General features: G+C 72.8%; 19 protein-coding genes. 8 read left to right on the forward strand and 11 right to left on the reverse strand.

The window, feature by feature from the left end; genetic code table 11:
• Position 1 precedes the first annotated feature (1 nt).
• Entirely contained in the window at positions 2–583 is a 582-nt protein-coding gene (locus DEJ43_RS00565; RefSeq protein ID WP_015031329.1) for a dihydrofolate reductase family protein, read from the reverse strand.
• Positions 584–713: 130 nt separating this feature from the next.
• On the opposite strand from DEJ43_RS00565, the gene DEJ43_RS00570 reads away from it, so the two are divergent.
• Positions 714–1943: a cation:proton antiporter gene (locus tag DEJ43_RS00570; RefSeq protein WP_015031330.1), complete on the forward strand. Its 1230-nt coding sequence runs from the start codon at positions 714–716 to the stop codon at positions 1941–1943.
• Positions 1944–1948: 5 nt separating this feature from the next.
• Here DEJ43_RS00570 and DEJ43_RS00575 read toward each other — a convergent pair whose 3' ends face one another.
• From DEJ43_RS00575 to DEJ43_RS00600, 6 genes are all read right to left on the reverse strand, one after another.
• Positions 1949–2923, reverse strand: a complete 975-nt coding sequence (locus DEJ43_RS00575; RefSeq protein WP_015031331.1) for an ABC transporter substrate-binding protein — start codon at positions 2921–2923, stop codon at positions 1949–1951.
• Position 2924: 1 nt separating this feature from the next.
• On the reverse strand, positions 2925–4922 hold the full coding sequence (locus tag DEJ43_RS00580; RefSeq protein ID WP_015031332.1) for an ABC transporter permease: 1998 nt from the start codon (positions 4920–4922) through the stop codon (positions 2925–2927).
• Between the two features lie 70 nt (positions 4923–4992).
• Positions 4993–6108 (reverse strand): quaternary amine ABC transporter ATP-binding protein, encoded by a 1116-nt coding sequence (locus tag DEJ43_RS00585; RefSeq protein ID WP_015031333.1) that lies wholly within the window; start codon positions 6106–6108, stop codon positions 4993–4995.
• Entirely contained in the window at positions 6105–7631 is a 1527-nt protein-coding gene (locus DEJ43_RS00590; protein WP_015031334.1) for a GMC family oxidoreductase, read from the reverse strand. Before DEJ43_RS00590 ends, DEJ43_RS00585 begins: the two co-directional genes overlap by 4 nt.
• On the reverse strand, positions 7628–9136 hold the full coding sequence (locus tag DEJ43_RS00595) for an aldehyde dehydrogenase family protein (protein ID WP_041661907.1): 1509 nt from the start codon (positions 9134–9136) through the stop codon (positions 7628–7630). The genes DEJ43_RS00590 and DEJ43_RS00595 overlap by 4 nt, the downstream gene beginning before the upstream one ends.
• 328 nt (positions 9137–9464) lie before the next feature.
• Positions 9465–9833, reverse strand: a complete 369-nt coding sequence (locus DEJ43_RS00600; protein ID WP_041661909.1) for a PRC-barrel domain-containing protein — start codon at positions 9831–9833, stop codon at positions 9465–9467.
• 275 nt (positions 9834–10108) lie between these two features.
• Here DEJ43_RS00600 and DEJ43_RS00605 point away from each other — a divergent pair, with 275 nt between their 5' ends.
• Together DEJ43_RS00605 and DEJ43_RS00610 are read left to right on the forward strand one after the other, a co-directional pair.
• Positions 10109–10564 carry an SsgA family sporulation/cell division regulator gene (locus DEJ43_RS00605; RefSeq protein WP_015031337.1) on the forward strand — a complete coding sequence of 152 codons (456 nt, stop codon included), beginning with the start codon at positions 10109–10111 and terminating at the stop codon, positions 10562–10564.
• Between the two features lie 57 nt (positions 10565–10621).
• Complete coding sequence (locus DEJ43_RS00610) at positions 10622–10882, forward strand: WhiB family transcriptional regulator (RefSeq protein WP_015031338.1); 261 nt, start codon at positions 10622–10624, stop codon at positions 10880–10882.
• A 99-nt stretch (positions 10883–10981) separates the two neighbouring features.
• Here DEJ43_RS00610 and DEJ43_RS00615 read toward each other — a convergent pair whose 3' ends face one another.
• The 3 genes from DEJ43_RS00615 to DEJ43_RS00625 are packed head-to-tail and all read right to left on the reverse strand — an operon-like array spanning position 10982 to position 13232.
• On the reverse strand, positions 10982–11935 hold the full coding sequence (locus tag DEJ43_RS00615; protein ID WP_015031339.1) for an aldo/keto reductase: 954 nt from the start codon (positions 11933–11935) through the stop codon (positions 10982–10984).
• A gap of 38 nt (positions 11936–11973) precedes the next feature.
• Positions 11974–12516 carry a VanZ family protein gene (locus tag DEJ43_RS00620; protein WP_015031340.1) on the reverse strand — a complete coding sequence of 181 codons (543 nt, stop codon included), beginning with the start codon at positions 12514–12516 and terminating at the stop codon, positions 11974–11976.
• A gap of 26 nt (positions 12517–12542) precedes the next feature.
• Positions 12543–13232, reverse strand: coding sequence for a DUF4230 domain-containing protein (locus tag DEJ43_RS00625; protein ID WP_015031341.1), 690 nt, complete (start codon positions 13230–13232; stop codon positions 12543–12545).
• 353 nt (positions 13233–13585) lie between these two features.
• Here DEJ43_RS00625 and DEJ43_RS00630 point away from each other — a divergent pair, with 353 nt between their 5' ends.
• The 4 genes from DEJ43_RS00630 (at position 13586) to DEJ43_RS00645 (ending at position 17514) form a co-directional block, all read left to right on the forward strand.
• A complete protein-coding gene (locus DEJ43_RS00630) occupies positions 13586–13888 on the forward strand; it encodes a YkvA family protein (RefSeq protein ID WP_015031342.1) in 303 nt (100 codons plus the stop codon).
• Positions 13889–13972: 84 nt separating this feature from the next.
• A complete protein-coding gene (locus DEJ43_RS00635; protein ID WP_015031343.1) occupies positions 13973–15172 on the forward strand; it encodes an NAD(P)/FAD-dependent oxidoreductase in 1200 nt (399 codons plus the stop codon).
• A gap of 22 nt (positions 15173–15194) precedes the next feature.
• Complete coding sequence (locus DEJ43_RS00640) at positions 15195–16145, forward strand: sigma-70 family RNA polymerase sigma factor (RefSeq protein ID WP_181399496.1); 951 nt, start codon at positions 15195–15197, stop codon at positions 16143–16145.
• Between the two features lie 151 nt (positions 16146–16296).
• The gene (locus tag DEJ43_RS00645) at positions 16297–17514 is read left to right on the forward strand and encodes an FUSC family protein (RefSeq protein WP_015031345.1); all 1218 of its coding nucleotides are present in this window, start codon (positions 16297–16299) and stop codon (positions 17512–17514) included.
• A 13-nt stretch (positions 17515–17527) separates the two neighbouring features.
• Here DEJ43_RS00645 and DEJ43_RS00650 read toward each other — a convergent pair whose 3' ends face one another.
• Positions 17528–18100: a GNAT family N-acetyltransferase gene (locus tag DEJ43_RS00650; RefSeq protein ID WP_015031346.1), complete on the reverse strand. Its 573-nt coding sequence runs from the start codon at positions 18098–18100 to the stop codon at positions 17528–17530.
• Positions 18101–18219: 119 nt separating this feature from the next.
• Between DEJ43_RS00650 and DEJ43_RS00655 the strand changes: the two genes are divergently transcribed.
• Positions 18220–18657 (forward strand): VOC family protein, encoded by a 438-nt coding sequence (locus DEJ43_RS00655; RefSeq protein WP_041661911.1) that lies wholly within the window; start codon positions 18220–18222, stop codon positions 18655–18657.
• The last annotated feature ends 319 nt before the right edge of the window (positions 18658–18976 follow it).

Here is an 18976-nt window from a genome sequence, read left to right on the forward strand (position 1 = left end):
GTCAGCGGCGCACCCGATAGCGCAGGTGCAGCACCCGGTCGCCCCGAACCACCACGTCAGGGTCCTCCAGCAGGTGCTGCGCGTGGACCGACCCGAAGTAGCGCTTGCCGGACCCGAGCACGACGGGCACGACGTCCATGCGCACCTCGTCGACCAGGCCCGCGGCGAGCACCTGTCCCCCGACGTCGCCGGCGGCGACCTCGACGATGCGGTCCCCCGCGAGCTCCTGCGCCGTGGCGACGGCCGCCTCGACGCCGGCGACGAAGTGGAACGGCGCCCCGGGGTCCCAGCCCTCGGGCGCCGGCCGGTGTGTCACGACGACCATGTGGTCCATGCCGCCCGGCGGCTTCCCGTCCCAGCCGTCCGTCATGTCGAAGACGTGGCGGCCGACGATCGTCACCCCGATCTGGTCCCAGTACGGCCGGATGTAGTCGTAGGACGTCCGCGACACCTTCAACTGGCCGCTCTCGTCCAGCGGCACGTCACCGCCGGTCAACCAGTCGAACAGCGGTCCGGGCTGGTCGTTGTCGTCCGCGACGAAGCCGTCCACCGACACCGAGCTGTACATCACCACGTCGCCCACGGGGCCTCCACTGCTTCGGGGAGCCCCAAGTTAACGCGGTCCCCGGCCTGCGTCGGCGTGCTCGCACGAGTCGGCGCGGCATTCGTCCTACGCTGCGTCTTCCCGGGCCCCCTTCGAAAGCGCGGACGTCTTGCTTGCCGTCACTGTCATCGCGGGCATCCTGTTCACCTGGTGCGTCCTGTCGCGCCGGCTCGCGCTGTGGAGCATCACCGCACCGATCGCGATGATGGGCGCGGGTGTCGCCCTCACGCGCGGCTCCGACCCGCCGCTGGTCTTCGATCTCGGCGACATGGCCGGTTTCGAGCGGGCGGTGGAGGTGGTCCTCGCCCTGCTGCTCTTCGTCGACGCGACCGAGGTGCCGGCCGGAGCGATCCGCCGGGAGCGGGGCGTGGTCGCCCGACTCCTGGGCGGCGCACTGCCGTTGACCCTGGGCGTCGCCTTCCTGGCCGCGCTCGCCTTCTTCCCCGACCAGCCCGGGTGGGTTCTGGCGGCCCTGGCGACGGTCGTGGTCCCGCTCGATCTGGCGCCCGCCGCGGCCGTCGTGCGGGACGGGCGCATCCCGGCGCGCCTCCGGGAGGTGCTCACCGTCGAGGGCGGGCTGAGCGACGGGATCGTCTCGCCGGTGTTCCTGATCTGCGTCGCGGCCGCCGCCGAGTACCACACGGCCGGCGAGGACTTCGCGGCGGCCCTCCTCTCCGCCGTCGGGGCGGCGGGGGTGGCCGTCGGGACCGGTTCGCTCGTCGGCTACCTGGGCGGGTGGCTGCTCCGCCGGTCCTGGGCGAGGGGCTGGACCCTGCCCACGGCGGCGAGGCTCGCGGTGCTGAGCGTGCCGATCGCCGCGTACTCCCTGTCCGTGGCCCTGGGCGGCAACGGCTTCGTCGCCTCGTTCCTGGCCGGCGTCTGCGTCTCACCGGCGATGCGGCACCTTCCGGAGGGCACCGTGCGGATGACGGACGATCTGGTCACCCTGTCGACGCTCGCGCTGTGGTTCCTCTTCGGCCAGATGGTCAACGACGAGTTCTGGGACGGCTTCCACCTCTCCGTCGTCCTGTACGCCGTGCTGGCCTGCACCCTCATCCGTCTGGTGCCGGTGGTGCTCGTCCTCGCCGGTACGGGCCTGTCCCTGTCCGACCGGCTGTTCCTAGGGTGGATGGGGCCCCGAGGAGTGGCGTCGGTGGTCTTCGGCCTCCTCGCCGCGATCGAGCTGCCCGCCGCGGGGGGCGGTGACTTCATCTCCCGGGTGATGGTGATCACCGTCATGGTCAGCATCGTGCTGCACGGGCTGAGCGCCGAGCCCCTCGGCCGGCGTTACGCCCGGGGCCGGCGCGGCGCGCCGGAACCCCGGGCAGGACGTTCGTGACCCGGTCAGGAGGGGAGCCACGTCCGCCAGGTGGACTCGTTCTCCTTCACCCAGCGGCCGGCCGCCTCCTGCGGCGACAGCTTCTGGTCCGCGATCATCAGGGCGACGTCGTTCTGCATGTCGGTCGTCCAGCGGAACTTCTTCAGGAAGGCGGCCGCGTCGCCCCCGCCGTCCGCGAAGCGGGCGTTGAGGAACTTCTGCAGGGGCGTGTGCGGGTACGCGCAGGCCACCTTCGCCGGGTCGGCGTCGCAGCCGTCCTGGTACGCCGGCAGCTTCACCTCCGTCATCGGGACCTTCTCGAACAGCCACTGGGGCTTGTACCAGTAGCTCAGGAACGGCTTCCGCTCCTTGGCGAACTGCTTGATCTGGGTGATCTGCGCCGCCTCGGAGCCCGCGAACACCACCTGGTAGTCCAGGTCCAGGTTCTTCACCAGCGCCTTGTCGTTCGTCACGTACGACGGGGAGCCGTCGAGGAGCTGGCCCTTACCGCCGCTCTCCGCGGTGCGGAACCGGTCGGCGTACTTGTTCAGGTTCTTCCAGTCGGTGACGTCCGGGTGCTGCTCGGCGAAGTACGTCGGCACGAACCAGCCGATGTGCCCGGTCACTCCGAGCTCGCCGCCGCGCTTGATCGTCTTCTTGTCGTCGATGTACCGCTTCTCCTGGTCCGGGTGGCCCCAGTCCTCCAGGATGGCGTCGACCCGGCCCTGGCTGAGCGCGTCCCAGGCGGGTACCTCGTCGATCTGCACGGTGTCCACCCGGTAGCCGAGCTCGTGTTCGAGCAGGTACTGGGCGACGGCGACGTTGGCCTGCGCGCCCACCCACGACTGCACGGAGAGCGTCACCGTACGGGAGCCCTTCGCGTCGGCGTACGGGGAGGACTGGCGGGTCATGTCGGCGGCGCCGCAGCCGGTGAGGCCGGCCGCCAGGGCGGCGGCGGTCACCAGGGCGGAGCCGCCGAGTGCGATGCGGGTGCGAGCCATCTCAGGCCCCCTTTCCGGCGAGGTGACGGCGGCGCGTCGGCTGGGTGACCCGGTCGAGCGTCAGGCCGAGGCAGACGATCGCCGCACCGGCCACCAGTCCGGTCGCCAGGTCGCCCTGGGCGAGGCCGAAGACCGCGTCGTACCCGAGCGCGCCGCCGCCCACGAGGCCGCCGATGACGACGACGGCGAGGACGAGCACCACACCCTGGTTGACGGCCAGCAGCAAAGCGGGGCGCGCCAGCGGCAGTTGCACCTGGAACAGCTGCTGTCGTCCGGTCGCGCCGAGCGAGCGCGAGGACTCCATGGCGGCCGGGTCCACGCCGCGGACGCCCTGGGCGGTGATCCGTACCACCGCGGGCAGCGCGTAGACCACGGCGGCGGCGACCGCCGGGGCGCGGCCCACGCCGAAGAGGGCGACCACGGGGATCAGGTACACGAACTGCGGCATCGTCTGGAAGACGTCGAGCACCGGGCGCAGGGCGCGTCCGAGGCGGGTGCTGCGGGCCGCGGCGATGCCGAGCGCGACGCCGAGCAGCAGCGTCACGGCGACGGCGGCCAGGACCTGGGACAGGGTGTCGAGCGCCGGGTCCCAGACGCCGAGCACGCCGATCGCGGCCATCGCGAGGACGGCGGTGACGGCCGTGCGCCAGGTGCCGATGAGCAGGGCGAGGGCGCCGACGGTCAGCAGGACCGACCACCAGGGCAGCCACTGCAGGCCGTCGCGGAGCGGGTTGAGGACCCAGGTGGTGAACCCCGCGGCCCAGTCGGCGGTGCCGCCGACGAACGGAACGCCGGAGTAGAGGTGGGCGGTCATCCAGTCGACGGCCGTGTTGACGGGCTCGGCGACGTCGAGCGTCCACGTGTCGGGCCAGGTGAGCCGGTCGGCAAGCCGGCCCGCGACGGCGACGGCGGCGGTCGCCGCGAGGGCGACGGCCCAGCGGAGCCGGGAGCCGTGGGCCGGAGCCGTGCCGAGCCGCTCTCCGGCCGCGGCGGTGACCCGGTCCAGGACGACGGCGAGCAGCACGATGGGCACACCGGCGGCGAGGGCGGCGCCGACGTCGACGGAGGCCAGGGCCTGGTAGACGCGATCGCCGAGGCCGCCCGCGCCGATGACGGAGGCGATGACGGCCATGCCGAGCGCCATCATGATCGACTGGTTGACGCCGAGCAGGAGTTCCTTGCGGGCCAGCGGCAGCCGGGCCGTGAGCAGCCGCTGCCTGCCGGTGGCGCCGAGGGACGCGGCGGCCTCCATGACGCCGGCGTCCGCGCCGCGCAGTCCGAGCGCGGTGAGCCGGGCCATGGGCGGGGCGGCGTAGACGACGGTGGCGAGGACGGCGGCGGGTACGCCGATGCCGAAGACCAGGACGACGGGCAGGAGGTACGCGAAGGCGGGCAGCACCTGCATGGTGTCGAGCACCGGGCGGAGGATCCGGTCCATTCGGTCCGAGAGGCCGGCGGCCAGGCCGAGCAGGCCTCCGAGCAGTACGGACGCGGCGACGGCCACCACCATCAGGGCGAGCGTCTGCATGGTGGGAACCCACATGCCGAGCAGCCCGCAGGCGCCGAAGGCGGCGACGGAGGTCAGCGCGAGCCGGACGCCCGCGACCCGCCAGGCGAGCAGCCCGGCGGCGGCGGTGACGCCGGCCCAGCCGAGGGCGAGCAGCAGCAGGTACACCGCGCGGACGGAGACGACGACGGCGTTGCTGACGTGTCCGAGGAAGTAGAGGAAGAGCGGGTGGCCGTCACGGTTGTCGATGATCCAGTCGCTGGTGCGTTCCAGCGGGCCGGACAGGTCGACGGCGAGTGACGTCGGCCAGCTGCCGCCGCCCAGGAGTACGGCGCCGAGGGCGAGCGCGACGGCCGCGGCGGCTCCGATCAGCCGGCCGCGGTGGCGCGCGAGGCCGCGCAGCACACCGGGACCGGCGTCCGTGGCGGTGGCCGGGACGGGCGGGGTGGTCGTGGTGGGACGGGGCGGAGCGGGGGTGGCGGTGGCGCTCATCGGCTCCACCTCCCGGCGGCTTCGGGGCCGTTCGTGGCGCCCGGCGGCGGCCAGGTCGTATGGGCGTACATCAGGCCACCGCCTTCCGGGTCGCGGCCGGGACCCCGGCGACGACACCGAGGAGTCCCGCCTGGTCGACCACACCGAGGCAGCGGCCGTCCTGGACGACCCGCGCGTTCTCGCCGGTGCGGGCGACGGCCTCGATGGCCTCGTGGACGGTGGCGCCGGGGGCGAGCGCGGGGCCGGAGTCGTGCTCGCCGGCGAGGGCGGGGCGCATCGCCGAGCGGACGGTGAGCACCTGCTCGCGCGGCACGTCCCGGACGAAGTCCCTGACGTACTCGTCGGCGGGGGCGCCGACGATCTCCTCCGGCGTGCCGAGCTGGACGATCCGGCCGTCGCGCATCAGCGCGATGCGGTCGCCGAGCTTCAGCGCCTCGCTCAGGTCGTGCGTGATGAAGACCATCGTGCGGCCCTCCTCCCGGTGCAGACGGACGACCTCCTCCTGCATGTCCCGGCGGATCAGCGGGTCGAGCGCGCTGAACGGCTCGTCGAACAGCAGGACTTCGGGGTCGACGGCGAGCGCGCGGGCCAGTCCGACCCGCTGCTGCTGGCCGCCGGACAGCTGGCTCGGCCTGCGGTGCTCCATGCCGTCGAGGCCGACCTTGGTGACGAACTCCGCGGCCCGCTCACGTCGTTCGCCGCGTCCCACGCCCTGGATCTCCAGGCCGTACGCGATGTTGTCGAGCACCGTCCGGTGCGGGAGCAGACCGAAGTGCTGGAAGACCATCGCCGCCCGGTGCCGGCGCAGCTCGCGGAGCCTGCCGGTGTCCATGGAGAGCACGTCCTCGCCGTCGATGGAGAGGCTGCCCGAGGTCGGTTCGACGAGTCGGGTCAGACAGCGGACGAGCGTCGACTTGCCGGAGCCGGACAGGCCCATGACGACGAAGACCTCGCCCTTGCGGACGTCGAAGGAGACGCCGCGGACGGCCGCGGTGCAACCGGTGCGCTCGCGCAGTTCGGCGGCGTCGAGGGAGGCGAGCTCGGGGTCGGCGGGTACCCGCTCGGCCTTCGGTCCGAAGACCTTCCACAACTCGCGTACGGAGAAGACGGGTTCGGCGGCCGTCTGCGCCCGGCTGCCTGCCGTCCGGTGGTTCTTCGCCTGACGGTTCTGCGCCTGGTCGTTCATCGTCGGGTCCCTCCCAGCAGGTCCACGCATTTCTCGCCGACCATGAGCACGCCGATCATCGGGTTGACGGCGGTCATGGTCGGGAAGACGGACGCGTCGGCGATACGAATGCCGTCGAGACCGCGGATCTTCAAGTCGGGTGCGACCACGGCGAGTTCGTCGTCTGCGGCACCCATCCGGCAGGTGCCCGCCGGGTGGTACACGGTGTGCGCGACATGGCGGGCGTAGGCGCTGAGCTCCTCGTCCGACGTGACCTCGGGCCCCGGGCACACCTCGCGCTTCAGCCAGCCGGCGAGCGGCTCGCTCTGCGCGATCCGCCGGGCGATCCGGATGCCGTCGACGAGGGTGCGGCCGTCGTAGTCGTCCTCGTCGGTGAAGTACCGGAAGTCGAGCGCGGGCTTGACCTCGGGGTCGGCGCTGGTCAGGTAGAGCCGGCCGCGGCTGCGCGGCTTGGGGATGTTCGGGGTCATCGACACGCCGTGCGCAGGCCGTTCGTAGCCGATCCGCTCGGGGTTGTCGGTGAAGGGGATCTGGTAGAAGTGGAACATCAGGTCCGGCCCCTCGGACTCGGGGTCCCGGCGGACGAACAGGCCGGCGTCGGAGTCCATCGCGGAGTTCTCCGGGATCGGTCCGTGGGTCTCCCAGACGATGACCGACTCGGGGTGGTCGAGGAGGTTCTCCCCCACGCCCGGCAGGTCGTGCACGACGGGTATGCCGAGCTTCTCAAGGTCCGCGCGGGGGCCGATGCCGGAGTGCAGCAGCAGGCGCGGGGTGTCCACGGCGCCCGCGCAGACCAAGACCTCGCGCCGGGCGCGTACGACCTGCTCGGCGCCCTCCTTGGTGCGGATGTGCACGCCGGTGGCGCGGGTGCCCTCGAACTCCAGGCGGAACGCCCAGGTCTCCAGGGCGATGTGCAGATTCGGCCGGTCGAGGAAGGGGTGCAGATAGGCGACCGAGGCGGAGGACCGCTTGTTGTTCTCGGGGTGGTAGGCGAGGTCGAAGAAGCCGACGCCCTCGTGGAAGGGCGCCCGGTTGAAGCCCTCGACGCGGGGAACGCCGAGCGCGCTCTGCGCCGCGTCGACGAAGTCGCGGGCGATCGCGTTCCGGTCGGCCTCGTCGACCGGGACGATGTTGTTCCGCAGCCGGGCGAAGTAGGGGTCCATCGCCGCCGCGTCCCAGCCCTCGGCGCCGGCCTCGGCCCACTCGTCCCAGTCGGAGGGCAGGGGCTTGAAGGCGATGAGGGTGTTGTGCGAGGAGCAGCCGCCGAGGACCCGCGCGCGGCTGTGGCGGATGTACGAGTTGCCGCGGGGCTGTTCGGTGGTGGGGTAGTCGTAGTCGAGCTCGCCGCCCAGCAGGCCCATCCAGCGGCGCAGGGTGAGGACGTCGTCGCGGCCGACGTCGCTGGGGCCGCCCTCGATGACGGCGACGGTGACGTCGGGGTTCTCGGTCAGCCGGGAGGCGATCACCGAACCGGCGGTGCCGCCGCCGACGACGACGTAGTCGTACACGTGCTGGTCGTTCATGCCTGGCCCTTCGCCGTGGTGCCCGCGAACCAGCGCACGGGGCGCGGGGCGAGGTTCTGGTAGATGTGCTTGGCCTCGCGGTACTCGGCGAGTCCGGTGGGGCCAAGTTCGCGGCCGATGCCGGACTTTCCGAAGCCGCCCCATTCCGCCTGCGGCAGGTAGGGGTGGAAGTCGTTGATCCAGACGGTGCCGTGGCGCAGCCGGGCCGCGACCCGGCGGGCGCGGGCCGCGTCCGAGGTCCAGACGGCTCCGGCGAGGCCGTACTCGGTGTCGTTGGCGAGGGCCACGGCCTCCTCCTCGGTGCGGAAGGTCTCCACGGTGAGGACGGGGCCGAAGATCTCCTCGCGGATGACGCGCATGCGGCGGTGGCAGCGGTCGAGGACGGTGGGCCGGTAGAAGTAGCCGGGGCCGGCCGGGCGCTCGCCGCCCGCGCGCAGGACCGCGCCCTCACCGAGGGCGGAGGCCACGTACTCCTCGGTCCTCGCGAGCTGGGCCGCGGAGACCAGCGGGCCGCACTCGACGCCCTCGTCGGTGCCGCGGCCGAGCCTGATCTGCCCGGCCCGGCGGGCGAGTTCGGCGACGAAACGCTCGCGCAGCGACTCCTCGACGATGAGCCGGGAGCCGGCGGAGCAGACCTGGCCGCTGTGGATGAAGGCGGCGTTGAGGGCCTGGTCTACGGCGGTGTCGAAGCCCTCGGGCGTCGAACAGGCGTCGGCGAAGACGACGTTGGGGTTCTTGCCGCCCAGTTCGAGGGCGACCTTCTTCACGCTGTCGGCGGCCGCCCTGGCGACCTTCGTCCCGCTGACGAGCCCGCCCGTGAACGACACGAGGTCGACGTCCGGGTGTTCGGCGAGCCGGGCGCCGACGGTGTGGCCGGGGCCGGTGACGATGTTGGCCGCGCCGAGCGGCAGTCCGGCCTCCAGGAGCAGTTCGACCAGCACGACGGTGGTCAGCGGGGTGATCTCGCTGGGCTTGATCACGAACGTGTTGCCGGCGGCGAGGGCGGGTGCGATCTTCCAGCTGGCCTGGAGCAGCGGGTAGTTCCACGGCGTGATCAGGGCGCAGACGCCGACCGGCTCGTGCACGACGACGCTGCGGATGTCGTCCGAGCCCGCGTCGACGGCCCGTCCGCCGTCCTCCTTCTCCACGAGGTCGGCGAAGTAGCGGAAGGCGTCGCGGACGCAGTCGACGTCGACGCGGCCCTCCTCCAGGGTCTTGCCCGCGTCCTGGCTCTCCAGGGCGCCGATCCGCTCGCGGTCGCGCTCCAGGAGGTCGGCGACCCGGCGCAGCAGGGCGGCGCGCTCGGCGACCGGCGTACGCGGCCAGGAGCCGTCGTCGAACGCGGCGCGTGCCGCGGCGACGGCGTCGTCGGTGTCCCGGACGCCGCCCTCGGCCACGACCGCGAAGGCGGTCGCGTCGACGGGGTCGATGATCTCGCGCGTGGCGCCGGAGAGGGCGCTGCGCCACTCTCCGCCCACATGGATGGTCTGTTGTGCTGCCGTCACGTCGCGTATGGCCTTTCGTTCCTCTGAGTCCCCCTGCCGGTAGCACCGGCGGTTCGGCCGCCTGCCCTGGCTTCTCGGATCCATGCGCGAAGCATTGCGGAGAGTGACCTGACTCACGCCTGAAGTCGCGGCAAACCGGGACATCCCGTACGCTTCGCCGCACACCGGCCCCGGGCGGCCCTCAGCCCGACCGTGTGCCACCTCCTCGCAGAACCTTCACGGCGACACCACGTGTCGGCCGACACGAGGGAGGGCCCGCGCTCGTCGAGCGCGGGCCCTCCCTCCTACGAACGCCGCACGGCCCGTCATGCGGCCGCCGGACGACGGCTCACACGATCCGGCCGCCGAACGGGCCTCCCAGGCCGTAGTACGAGCCCAGCACCTGGCGGTAGTCCGGGTCCCCGAGGTGCTTGTCACGGTGGAACTCGGGCGCGTCCTTGATCTCTTCCTTCGTCCGGTCGACGAAGATCTTCCGCTCGTCCACGTCGATCCGCACCACGGTGTCGGCCGGAAGGAGAACCTCCTTGCCGAAGATCCAGACTCCGGTGTCGACGACCAGGTAGGCGTCACCGATCTCGTCGGAGTGCTTGTCCACCTTCCCGATGCCGCCGTCGATCGCCTCGACCTTGTATCCGGTCAGATCGGTACCGGCCAGGTGACCCGAAGTCGACTTGTAGCTCCACACGTGCTCAGTCACGCGACAACAACTCCTCCGGTAGGCGAGGACAGTCGGCGGACCGCCGCCGCCCTCCTCTTCCGTGCCTTGCGTGGCGGGGTGAGTTCCCCGCCTGAGGTCCGCCTGCCCCGACCTCGGCGACGCATTCACCCGATTTCGCAGTGGCCGGGTAAACGGCCCGGGCCCAGCCCCAGTTCGTACCGGGAACGGGAGGCGTGAAATCCGGGTCCGGGGTTACGAGCGAAGGTACGGCGCCACTCAGACAGCGGCGCGGCCACCGACGGAGACGGGTGACGATGTCCGATTCGAGCCGACACGAGACCAGCCGGCCCACCGCGGCGGCCCCGGTGCGGTCGTGGCACACCACTGCCCGTCAGGTCCACGGCGGCATGGGCCTGCCCGTCCCCGCCACCTTCCACTACGACCCCGACGACCCCTGGGCGGTGCACATCGTGTTCCGGCTGCCGCCGGGCCGGGTCGTCGACTGGGTCTTCTCCCGGGACCTGTTGCGCTCCGGGACCCGCGTCCTGAGCGGCGAAGGAGACGTCCGGCTGTGGCCGCTGCGCGACGGCGGCAGGGAAGGCCGCGTCCACCTGCGGCTGGGACAGGCCGGGGCGTTCGCCCTGGTCGACGTCGACCGCGCGGGGCTGCGGAGCTGGCTGGCCGAGACGTACGAGGCCGTGCCCGAGGGCACGGAGGCCGCGCGGATCGACTGGGCGGCCGAGACCGCTCAGCTCTTCGCCCGGCCGTAGGACCAGGGGTCCGCGCGACGGACCGAGACGAACCGACTCAGGCAACTGGAGGAACCGATGCTGGACAGCTGGCGCGCACGAGCGGCCTGCCAGAACGTCGACCCCGACCTCTTCTTCCCGGTGGGGACGGGCGCGCCGGCGCTGATCCAGGCCGACGAGGCCAAGGAGATCTGCCGGGGCTGCCCCGTGCGCGAGGAGTGCCTGCGCTGGGCCATGGACGACTCCCGCCAGGTGACGGGCGTCTGGGGCGGTCTGCGCGAGGACGAGCGGCGTGCGCTGAAGCGCAGGGACCGCCGCCGGGCCGACAGGGCGAACTAAATCCCGGTACGAAGGGCGGTGGGCGGCAGTGCCGGCAGCCTCGCCGCCGGTACGGCAGCGCGGTGGCACAGCCCGCCGCTGCCGGCAGGCCCGTCGCCGCTACGGCAAGGGTGCGCCCCGGGCGGAGAGCCACAGGGCGTACCACTCGTCGTGACTCAGGTCGGGTTCGGTCGTCGCGGCGTCCCGGCAGGCACGGATGCGCGCCGGGTTCGACGTCCCGATCACGGGGGCGATCCGGGCCGGATGGCGCCGTAGCCACCAGAGCACGATCGTCTCCGGCGTGGTGCCCTTGGCCTCGGCGAGCGAGGCCACCAACGCGGCCGTGGCCGCCTCCTGCGGGGTCCCCTGCGCCCCGGTGTAGCGCCCCTGGGCCAGCGCTCCCCACGCCTGGAGCCCGATGCCATGGGCGAGGCAGTGCTCGACGGTGCCGGCGGGGAATCCGTTGGCCGCGGACTCCGGGGTGTTGACGAGGACGCCGTCCTCCAGCCAGGCGCGCCGGTGCAGGCTCATCTCCAGCTGGTTCACCACGAGCGGCAGGTCCAGGTGCGCCTGGAGCCGGGCGATCTGGGCGGCGTTCATGTTCGAGACGCCGAAACGGCGGACGAGTCCCTGGCGGTGGAGCGAGGTCAGGGCGTCGCCGATGTCGGCGGGGTCCGCGAGCGGGTCCGGGCGGTGCAGGAGGAGCACGTCGAGGACGTCGGTGCGCAGCCGCTCCAGGCTCTCCTCGACCCGGCGGACGATCGTGGCGCCCCGCAGGTCGTAGATGCCGGGCCGGTCCCCGTCCGCCAGTCGGATGCCGCACTTGGTCTGCAGGGTGATCCGTTCACGCAGTCCCGCCGACCGGGCCAGGACCTCGCCGAAGACCGCTTCCGCCTTTCCGTGCCGGTAGATGTCGGCATGGTCGAACGCGGTGATGCCGCTGTCCAGGGCCGCCTCGACGGCGGCCTCCGCCGCGTCGATGTCGGCGGGCGTGTGGGGCTCCGCGTCCCAGCCTCCTCCCAGGCCCATGCAGCCGAGGAGGAGGTGGTCGTCGGTCTTCTCGGGAAGGGTCACGGGCCCAGCTTCGCACGCCCCGCCGGCCCGACGTTCGTTCAGGTACGGCGCCGCGACCACCAGTGGGGCCGGCGCCGGGGGTGTACGGCCCTGCCCAGGCGGCGGCCCACGAGGAGGTAGCCGAGCAGGGCGCCGGTGGTGTTGAGCAGGACGTCGTCGATGTCGAAGGCGCGCCCGCGGACCAGGGCGCCCTGGACCAGTTCGACCAGGAGCATCGTCGCCACGGTCAGGAGGGCGACCCGGACGAATCCGCGGCTGCGGGGGGACATCACCGGCAGCAGCAGTCCGAAGGGGACGCCGAGGAGGACGTTGCCGCCGAGCTGTTTGACGGTGTCCCGGAAGGCGGGCTGTCCGAGGTAGGCGCGGATGGAGTCGCCCGGCCGGAGGTTGGCGTGGATGAGGCTCTCCGAGGCCGGCGACGGCTGGAGGGTCAGCCGGGCGAGGACGACGGCGAAGGCCACCATCCCCGCGAGGGCCAGCACGGTGACGCCGACGCGGAGCCAGCGGGTGGGTCCGGCCGGGGGTGTCTGCTTCTGCTGCCGCTCGGCGGTGACGCGGCGCGATCCTATGCGTATCGTCATGTCGTCATGGCTCCGGGAGCAGTCGGCTAGGGCGCGTACGTGACGGTGACCTGTTCGAACCCGAGGCCCTTGAGCAGGCCTTGGAGCATCGCCGTGGTGTTCTTCTCGGCCCGCAGGGTCAGGTCGCTCTCCTCGGCCGCGGCGCCGATGCGGTCGGCGGCGAGGATGTGGACGGCGCGCTCGTCGGCCGGGTTGTCGGAGAACAGGTCGCCGAGCCGGTCGATCAGGCCGCGCTGCTTGGAGACGGTGTAGGACCGTCGGGGGTCCACGGTGGGTTCGGCGAGCCGCGCGTGCGGCAGCCGGAGGGTGGCGGTGGTGCGCTTCTCGTCGACGGTCACGCTGCCCTGTCCGATGCCGCCGAAGTCGACGTACGCGGCCACGCTGCCGCTCGCGACGAAGAGCGTGCGGGTCCCGCGGATCGAGTCGGGCAGCAGCCGGGCGTCCTTCTCCAGGTCGACGACGACCTGGTAGTTGCCGGCGGCACCCTCGTACCGGTGCATGTCCTGGATGGACTTCAGCACCGCCGGACCGGAACGGTCCTTCGTGTCGACGCCGAACACGTCGTCCAGCCACGGCACCTGGGCGAACCGCCCGAGGGCGAAGAGGACCACACACAGCAGGGCGATCACCACGGCGACGGCCGCCCACCCGCGCGGGGGTCTGCCGCGTCTCGGCGTTCTGCTCTCCAGAGGCTTGTCTTCCGTGTCTTCTCGCATATGTCGCTGGTGCCCCGCCGACGACTGGTCACTCCCAACCGGGCCCACTCTGGGGCTCGTTGGGATTCCCGGGGCGGATGGGCTCCCGCTGACCGGTTCCCCGCCGAGGATCGGGCGCGGCCGCGCCGCACGTCCGTCGCGTCCCGTCCGCGCGGCGCGGCGGGGGGCACGGCGGGAGCGGTCGTGCGGCTCCCGCCGCTCCGGCCCGTGGCTCCGGGGTCTTCGGGCGGGACTGCGGACTACTGTTCGCCTTGCCGCTCCCCGTACGGCCAAACCCCGGCCGGCGGCGGTGGTTTCGCGAACCTCCGCGGCCGACCGGCGCGGCCCGGACGTCACGTGGGTAGGAGAGCGACATGGACAGCGACCTGTGGCTCGTCGTGGCCGTGCTTCTCCTGCTCGCGATGGCGGGATGCGCGGCCGTTCTGCTCGTTCGCGTCTTCAAGGCGCGCAGGCTGCTGCTGGACGCCGGTGTGCCGCTGCGGTCCAAGGCCTTGTTCTGGGCGGCGGTGGTGTACACGGTCTCGCCGGTCGACCTGATCCCGGACCCCGTCTACCTGGACGACATCGGCGTCCTCCTGATCGCCCTGCGGGCGCTGCACACGGCGGCCGTGCGGAGCGGGCCGGACCGCGAGGACGAACCCGCGGACCCGAAGTGAGCCACGTCACATTCGCTTCCTGTCAGGAATCGGGGTGCTGCTCCGCTCAAGTCACCGGAAGCAGCGAACCGACGGGAGCATCACATGAAGCACCGCATCGTCATCCTGGGCGCCGGCTACGCCGGGGCCTACGCGGCCGGGACCCTGGGACGCCGGCTGTCCCCGGCCGACACCGAGATCACCGTGGTCAACGCCGAACCCGACTTCGTCCAGCGGTTGCGGCTGCACCAGCTCGCGGCCGGGCAGGAGATCGAGGCCCCGATGCTCGCCGACGTGTTCGCGGGCACGGCGGCACGGCTGCGTCTTGCCCGGGTCACCGCCGTCGACCCCGAGCGCCAGGTCGTCACCACCGCCGACGCCGAGGGCGGCGCCGAGCTCGGCTACGACACCCTCGTGTACGCGCTCGGCAGCCACGGCGCCGACCACGGCGTTCCCGGCGTGGCCGAGCACGCCTTCGACGTCGCCGGCCGGCCCTCCGCGCTGCGGCTGCGCGAGCGCCTGGACGGACTGAGCGGGCGGGACGGGGGCGGGAGCGTCCTGGTCGTCGGCGACGGGCTGACCGGCATCGAGACCGCCACCGAGATCGCCGAGTCCCGGCCCGGCCTCTCGGTGACGCTGATCGCCCGCGGAGAGCTGGGCACCCAGCTGACCGCCGGAGCCCGCGACCACCTGCGCCGGGTCTGCGACCGGATGGGCATCGCCGTCCGCGAACACACCGCCGTCGCGGCCGTCGAAGCCACCCGCGTGCTGTGCGGCGACGGCACCGTCCTCGCGTCCGACGCCACCGTGTGGACGGCCGGGTTCGCGGTCGGCCCCATCGCCGCCGCTAGCGGGATCGAGGTCACCGGGGACGGCCGGATCGTCGTCGACCGCACCATGCGGTCGGTGTCCCACCCGAACGTCTACGCCGCCGGTGACAGCGCCCTCGCCCTCGGCGACGACGGCCGGCCGCTGCCGATGTCCTGCGCCTCGGCCGGCTACACCGGCCGGCAGGCCGTGGACGCGATCGTGGGGCGACTGACCGGCCGCGAGATCACGCACACCAAGCTGGAGTACCTGGGCAACCACATCAGCCTCGGACGGCGGGACGGCCTCCTGCAGCTGGTCGACGCCGAGGGACGGGCGAAGCCGAAGTTCGTCCGCGGCGGGAAGGCCGCGCGGATCAAGGCGGGCATCGTCCGGATGTCCCTCTGGGCCACCGCCCACCCGACCTTCGGCCTGCCCAGGCGCAGGCACCGCCTGACGGGCGCGCCGCACGTGTCCGTCGCGAAGTCGGCCGCGTAGCCCGCTGGCTAGGGTGATCCGTGTGGACAGCACCGCCATCGATCGCTCCGACACCCGACGGTTCGAGGCCTCCCGGAACCGGCTGGCCTCGCTGGCGTACCGGCTGCTGGGCTCCGCCGCGGACGCGGAGGACGCGGTGCAGGACGCGTTCCTGCACTGGCAGGCCGCCGACCGGGAGCGGATCGAGGTGCCGGAAGCCTGGCTGACGAAGGTCGTCACGCATCTGTGCCTCGACCGGCTCCGCTCGGCGCGGGCCCGCCGCGAGCGCACCGCCGGCGCCTGGCTGCCCGAACCGCTCCTCGACGGCGACCCGATGCTCGGCCCGGCCGACACCTTCGAGCAGCGCGAATCGGTCTCCCTGGCCGTACTGACCGTCATGGAGCGCCTGTCCCCGTTCGAACGTGCCGTGTACGTGCTGCGCGAGGCGTTCGCCTACGGACACACCGAGATCGCCGACATCCTCGGCATCAGCACGTCCGCGAGCCAGCAGCACCTCCACCGGGCCCGGCGGCGCATCACCGCCGGGCGCCGCGGCGGTGAGGTCGACCCGGCCTCCGCCCGCAGGATCGTCGAGGAGTTCCTCGCCGCCGCCTCCTCCGGCCGCACCGAACGCCTGGTGGCGCTGCTCACCGACGACGCCGTCGCGATCTCCGACGGCGCCGGTCTGACCGAGAAGCTGCTGCGGTACGACACTCCGGGGCGCATCGCCTCCGTCGCACGGGCCGGCTTCACCTCCACGCCCGCGAAACAGCGACTCGCCGGTGGCGTCTCCGACGTCCACTACGCCCTCGTCAACGGCGCCCCCGCCCTGCTCTTCGTCCCCGGGGGCAGGATCATCGGCGCCGTCACGTTCGACCTCAGGGGCGGCCGGATCTCCACCTTGCGCGGCATCGCGAACCCCACCCGCCTCGTACGCCTCACCGATGCCTGGCGGCGGCACGCACCGGAGACGCCGCTCATCACCGGCTGGTGACCGCGGCGCCGCGAGACCGGGCGACGCCCGCGTCGCGGCCGCCGATGACACCTCGGCCTCCACTCGGGCGGGCCAACACGGTGTGCCGGGGGCCCGGACGGGGCAGCGGGATGGCAGGCTCGGACGAGCCGGACAGCGTGAGCGGAGCGAGGTGGACGTGACGCGGCTCAGCGAACCGGGCGGCTTCGCCGGACGGGTGAAGCGGCTGCGCCGCGACCCGTTCGTCGTGCAGACGGTGCGGTCGACGGCGGCGGCGACCCTGTCGTACGTCGTCGCGCTCTGGCTGAGCAGCGAACCGGCGCCGCTGACCGCGCCGCTCACCGCGCTGCTCGTCGTCCAGGTCACGCTCTACTCGACGCTCACCACCAGCCTGCGCCGGGTCAACTCCGTCGTCGTCGGCGTCCTCATCGCCATCGCCTTCAGCGCGCTCGTCGGGCTCTCCTGGTGGAGCCTCGCCCTGGTCATCCTGGCGTCGCTGGTGGTGGGGCGGCTCGTCAAGGTGGAGGAGTTCGTTCCCGAGGTCGCCATCAGCGCGATGCTGGTGCTCGGCGTCACCCAGGTCGCCCACACCGCGTGGGACCGGGTCCTGGAGACCCTGATCGGCGCCGTCGTCGGCATGCTCTTCAACCTGGTGCTCGCCGCGCCCGTCTGGGTGGACACGGCGGGGGAATCCATCGAGGACCTCGCCCGGCGGATGCGCCGGCTGCTGCTCGACGTGGCGGAGGAGTTCGCCGGGGCGCCGCCGGTCGAGCGGGCGGCGGCCCGGCTGCACGAGGCACGGCGGCTCGACAACGACGTGGCCGACGTGGACGCCGCGCTGCGCACCGCCGAGGACAGCCTGCGGTTCAACCCGCGCGTCAAGGAAGGGCTGCTGCACCGGATCGTGCTGCGCACGGGGCTCGACACGCTGGAGATCTGCGCCGTCGTGCTCCGCGTCCTCACCCGCACCCTCACCGACCTGGCCAAGCGGCGGGACGGCGAGGAACTGCTGCCAGGACCGGCCGCCCTCGCCCTGCAGGAGACGGCGCAGCACACCGCCGACGCGTTCGTGAGTTACGCCGTCCTCGTGACGGCCCCCGGCAGCGAGGACGCCGAGGCGGCCGAGACCCGGCTGGCGGGCGAACTGCGCGCGGCCCGCGCCTGCCGGGACAGCACCGCCGACCTGCTGCTCGCCCTCGCCCTGCGGGACCCCGGCAGTTGGCAGCTGTACGGGGCCCTGCTGGCCGAGATCGACCGCGTACTCGACGAGATGGACCCCGACCACCGGGGCCGGCGTCTCATGGAGGAGCTCGACCGTCACACCCGGGACCGCCGCGACCGGCTGCGCCGCCTGGCGCCCCGGCCCGGCCGCGCGTCTCGGGCGGGCTGATCGGCCCCCGCCGTCACCGCAGGTCGAGCCGCATCAGAATCCGGGGATGCCCCGCGAGCACCGAGGTGGTGTCGGCGGCGTGGGTGAACCCGGCGCGCTCGAAGTTCTTCCGCAGCCCGGCGTACGCCATCGTGAGGTCGACCCTGGCGTCGCCGTTGTCGAGCGGATACGCCTCGATCACCGGTGCGCCGTGGACGCGGGCGAAGTCGACCGCGCCGGCGATCAGCGCGTGCGAGATGCCCGTCTTGCGGTGACCGGGCCGCACCCGGACGCACCACAGTGACCAGACCGGCAGGTCGTCGACGTGCGGGATCTTCCGGCTGTGCGCGAAGGCCGTGTCCGAGCGGGGCGCCACGGCCGCCCAGCCGACCGGCTCGTCCCCGTCGTAGGCCAGCACCCCCGGCGGGACGTCGGCGCGGCACAGTCCGGCCACGTACTCCCCCCGGTCCGGGCCGCGGAGCGCATTGTTGACCTTGGACGGGATCCGGTAACTCAGGCACCAACAGACGGTGGCTCCGGGCGACTTCGGGCCGATCACGGCCCGGACGTCCTCGAAGACCGAAGCGGGGCGAACCTCGATGCTCACCGGGCCACGATCTCACGCCCGGGGCGGTCCGCGCGGGCCACGGCGCAACGTCGGCCTTTCCTCCATGTGGGCGTCGCACGTCACGCCACCGGGCGATCCGGCTCGCTAGCATGCGACGCATGGCCATCAGACTCGAGAACGTCGGCATCGCTGTTCGCGACCTCGAAGCGGCGATCTCCTTCTTCACCGACCTCGGCCTCACGGTCCTCGGCCGCGACACGGTCCGTGGCGAGTGGACGGACACCGCCGTCGGCCTCGACGGCAATCACGCCCGCATCGCGATGCTCCAGACGCCGGACGGCCTCGGCCGCCTGGAACTCTTCGAGTACATCCACCCAGCCGCGATCGAGTCGGAGCCCACCCGGCCCAACGAGATCGGCATGCACCGCGTCGCCTTCTCCGTCGACGACCTCGACGAAGCCCTGGCGACGGCCGCGAAGCACGGATGTCATCCGCTGCGCGGTGTGGCGACCTACGAGGACGTCTACAAGCTGACGTACGTCCGCGGCCCCAGCGGCATCCTGGTGATGCTCGCGGAGGCGCTGAAGAAGGACTGACCCGGGGAAGGCCCAGGGCGCCGGAGCAGGACCCGCACCTGGAGCCGTTGGCACCGGACATATGAACGGTCTTTCGCCGGTCCGAGCGCCCCGGTCCCGCCCTCCCCCGCGCCCGCGCACGGCCCGGTCTCCGGTGGTGGCTTCGGCCGACTGGGAGCAGGGTGGGACGTGCGTGTGCGGGGCGGAGAGGCCGCCGCCCCGCTGTCGTGCGCCCGGCGACGTTTGACATGGCGGCGGCGGGTGAGGCGATACGACACCGGGACGGGCCGCGGAGGCAGCGCCGTACCGGAGGAAACCCCAGGTGGCGTGCCCCTCGGCC

The sequence above is a fragment of the Streptomyces venezuelae ATCC 10712 genome (assembly GCF_008639165.1).
In the GTDB taxonomy this organism is placed as follows: Bacteria; Actinomycetota; Actinomycetes; order Streptomycetales; family Streptomycetaceae; genus Streptomyces; species Streptomyces venezuelae.

Excerpts from the sequence above, each read along its gene's own strand:
- DEJ43_RS00610 (WP_015031338.1), top strand. The coding sequence starts at position 10,622 with ATGCTGGACAGCTGGCGCGCACGAGCGGCCTGCCAGAACGTCGACCCC.
- DEJ43_RS00655 (WP_041661911.1), top strand. The coding sequence starts at position 18,220 with ATGGCCATCAGACTCGAGAACGTCGGCATCGCTGTTCGCGACCTCGAA.
- DEJ43_RS00635 (WP_015031343.1), top strand. The coding sequence starts at position 13,973 with ATGAAGCACCGCATCGTCATCCTGGGCGCCGGCTACGCCGGGGCCTAC.
- DEJ43_RS00580 (WP_015031332.1), bottom strand. The coding sequence starts at position 4,922 with ATGAGCGCCACCGCCACCCCCGCTCCGCCCCGTCCCACCACGACCACC.
- DEJ43_RS00605 (WP_015031337.1), top strand. The coding sequence starts at position 10,109 with ATGTCCGATTCGAGCCGACACGAGACCAGCCGGCCCACCGCGGCGGCC.
- DEJ43_RS00625 (WP_015031341.1), bottom strand. The coding sequence starts at position 13,232 with ATGCGAGAAGACACGGAAGACAAGCCTCTGGAGAGCAGAACGCCGAGA.
- DEJ43_RS00585 (WP_015031333.1), bottom strand. The coding sequence starts at position 6,108 with ATGAACGACCAGGCGCAGAACCGTCAGGCGAAGAACCACCGGACGGCA.
- DEJ43_RS00590 (WP_015031334.1), bottom strand. The coding sequence starts at position 7,631 with ATGAACGACCAGCACGTGTACGACTACGTCGTCGTCGGCGGCGGCACC.
- DEJ43_RS00575 (WP_015031331.1), bottom strand. The coding sequence starts at position 2,923 with ATGGCTCGCACCCGCATCGCACTCGGCGGCTCCGCCCTGGTGACCGCC.
- DEJ43_RS00620 (WP_015031340.1), bottom strand. The coding sequence starts at position 12,516 with ATGACGATACGCATAGGATCGCGCCGCGTCACCGCCGAGCGGCAGCAG.
- DEJ43_RS00630 (WP_015031342.1), top strand. The coding sequence starts at position 13,586 with ATGGACAGCGACCTGTGGCTCGTCGTGGCCGTGCTTCTCCTGCTCGCG.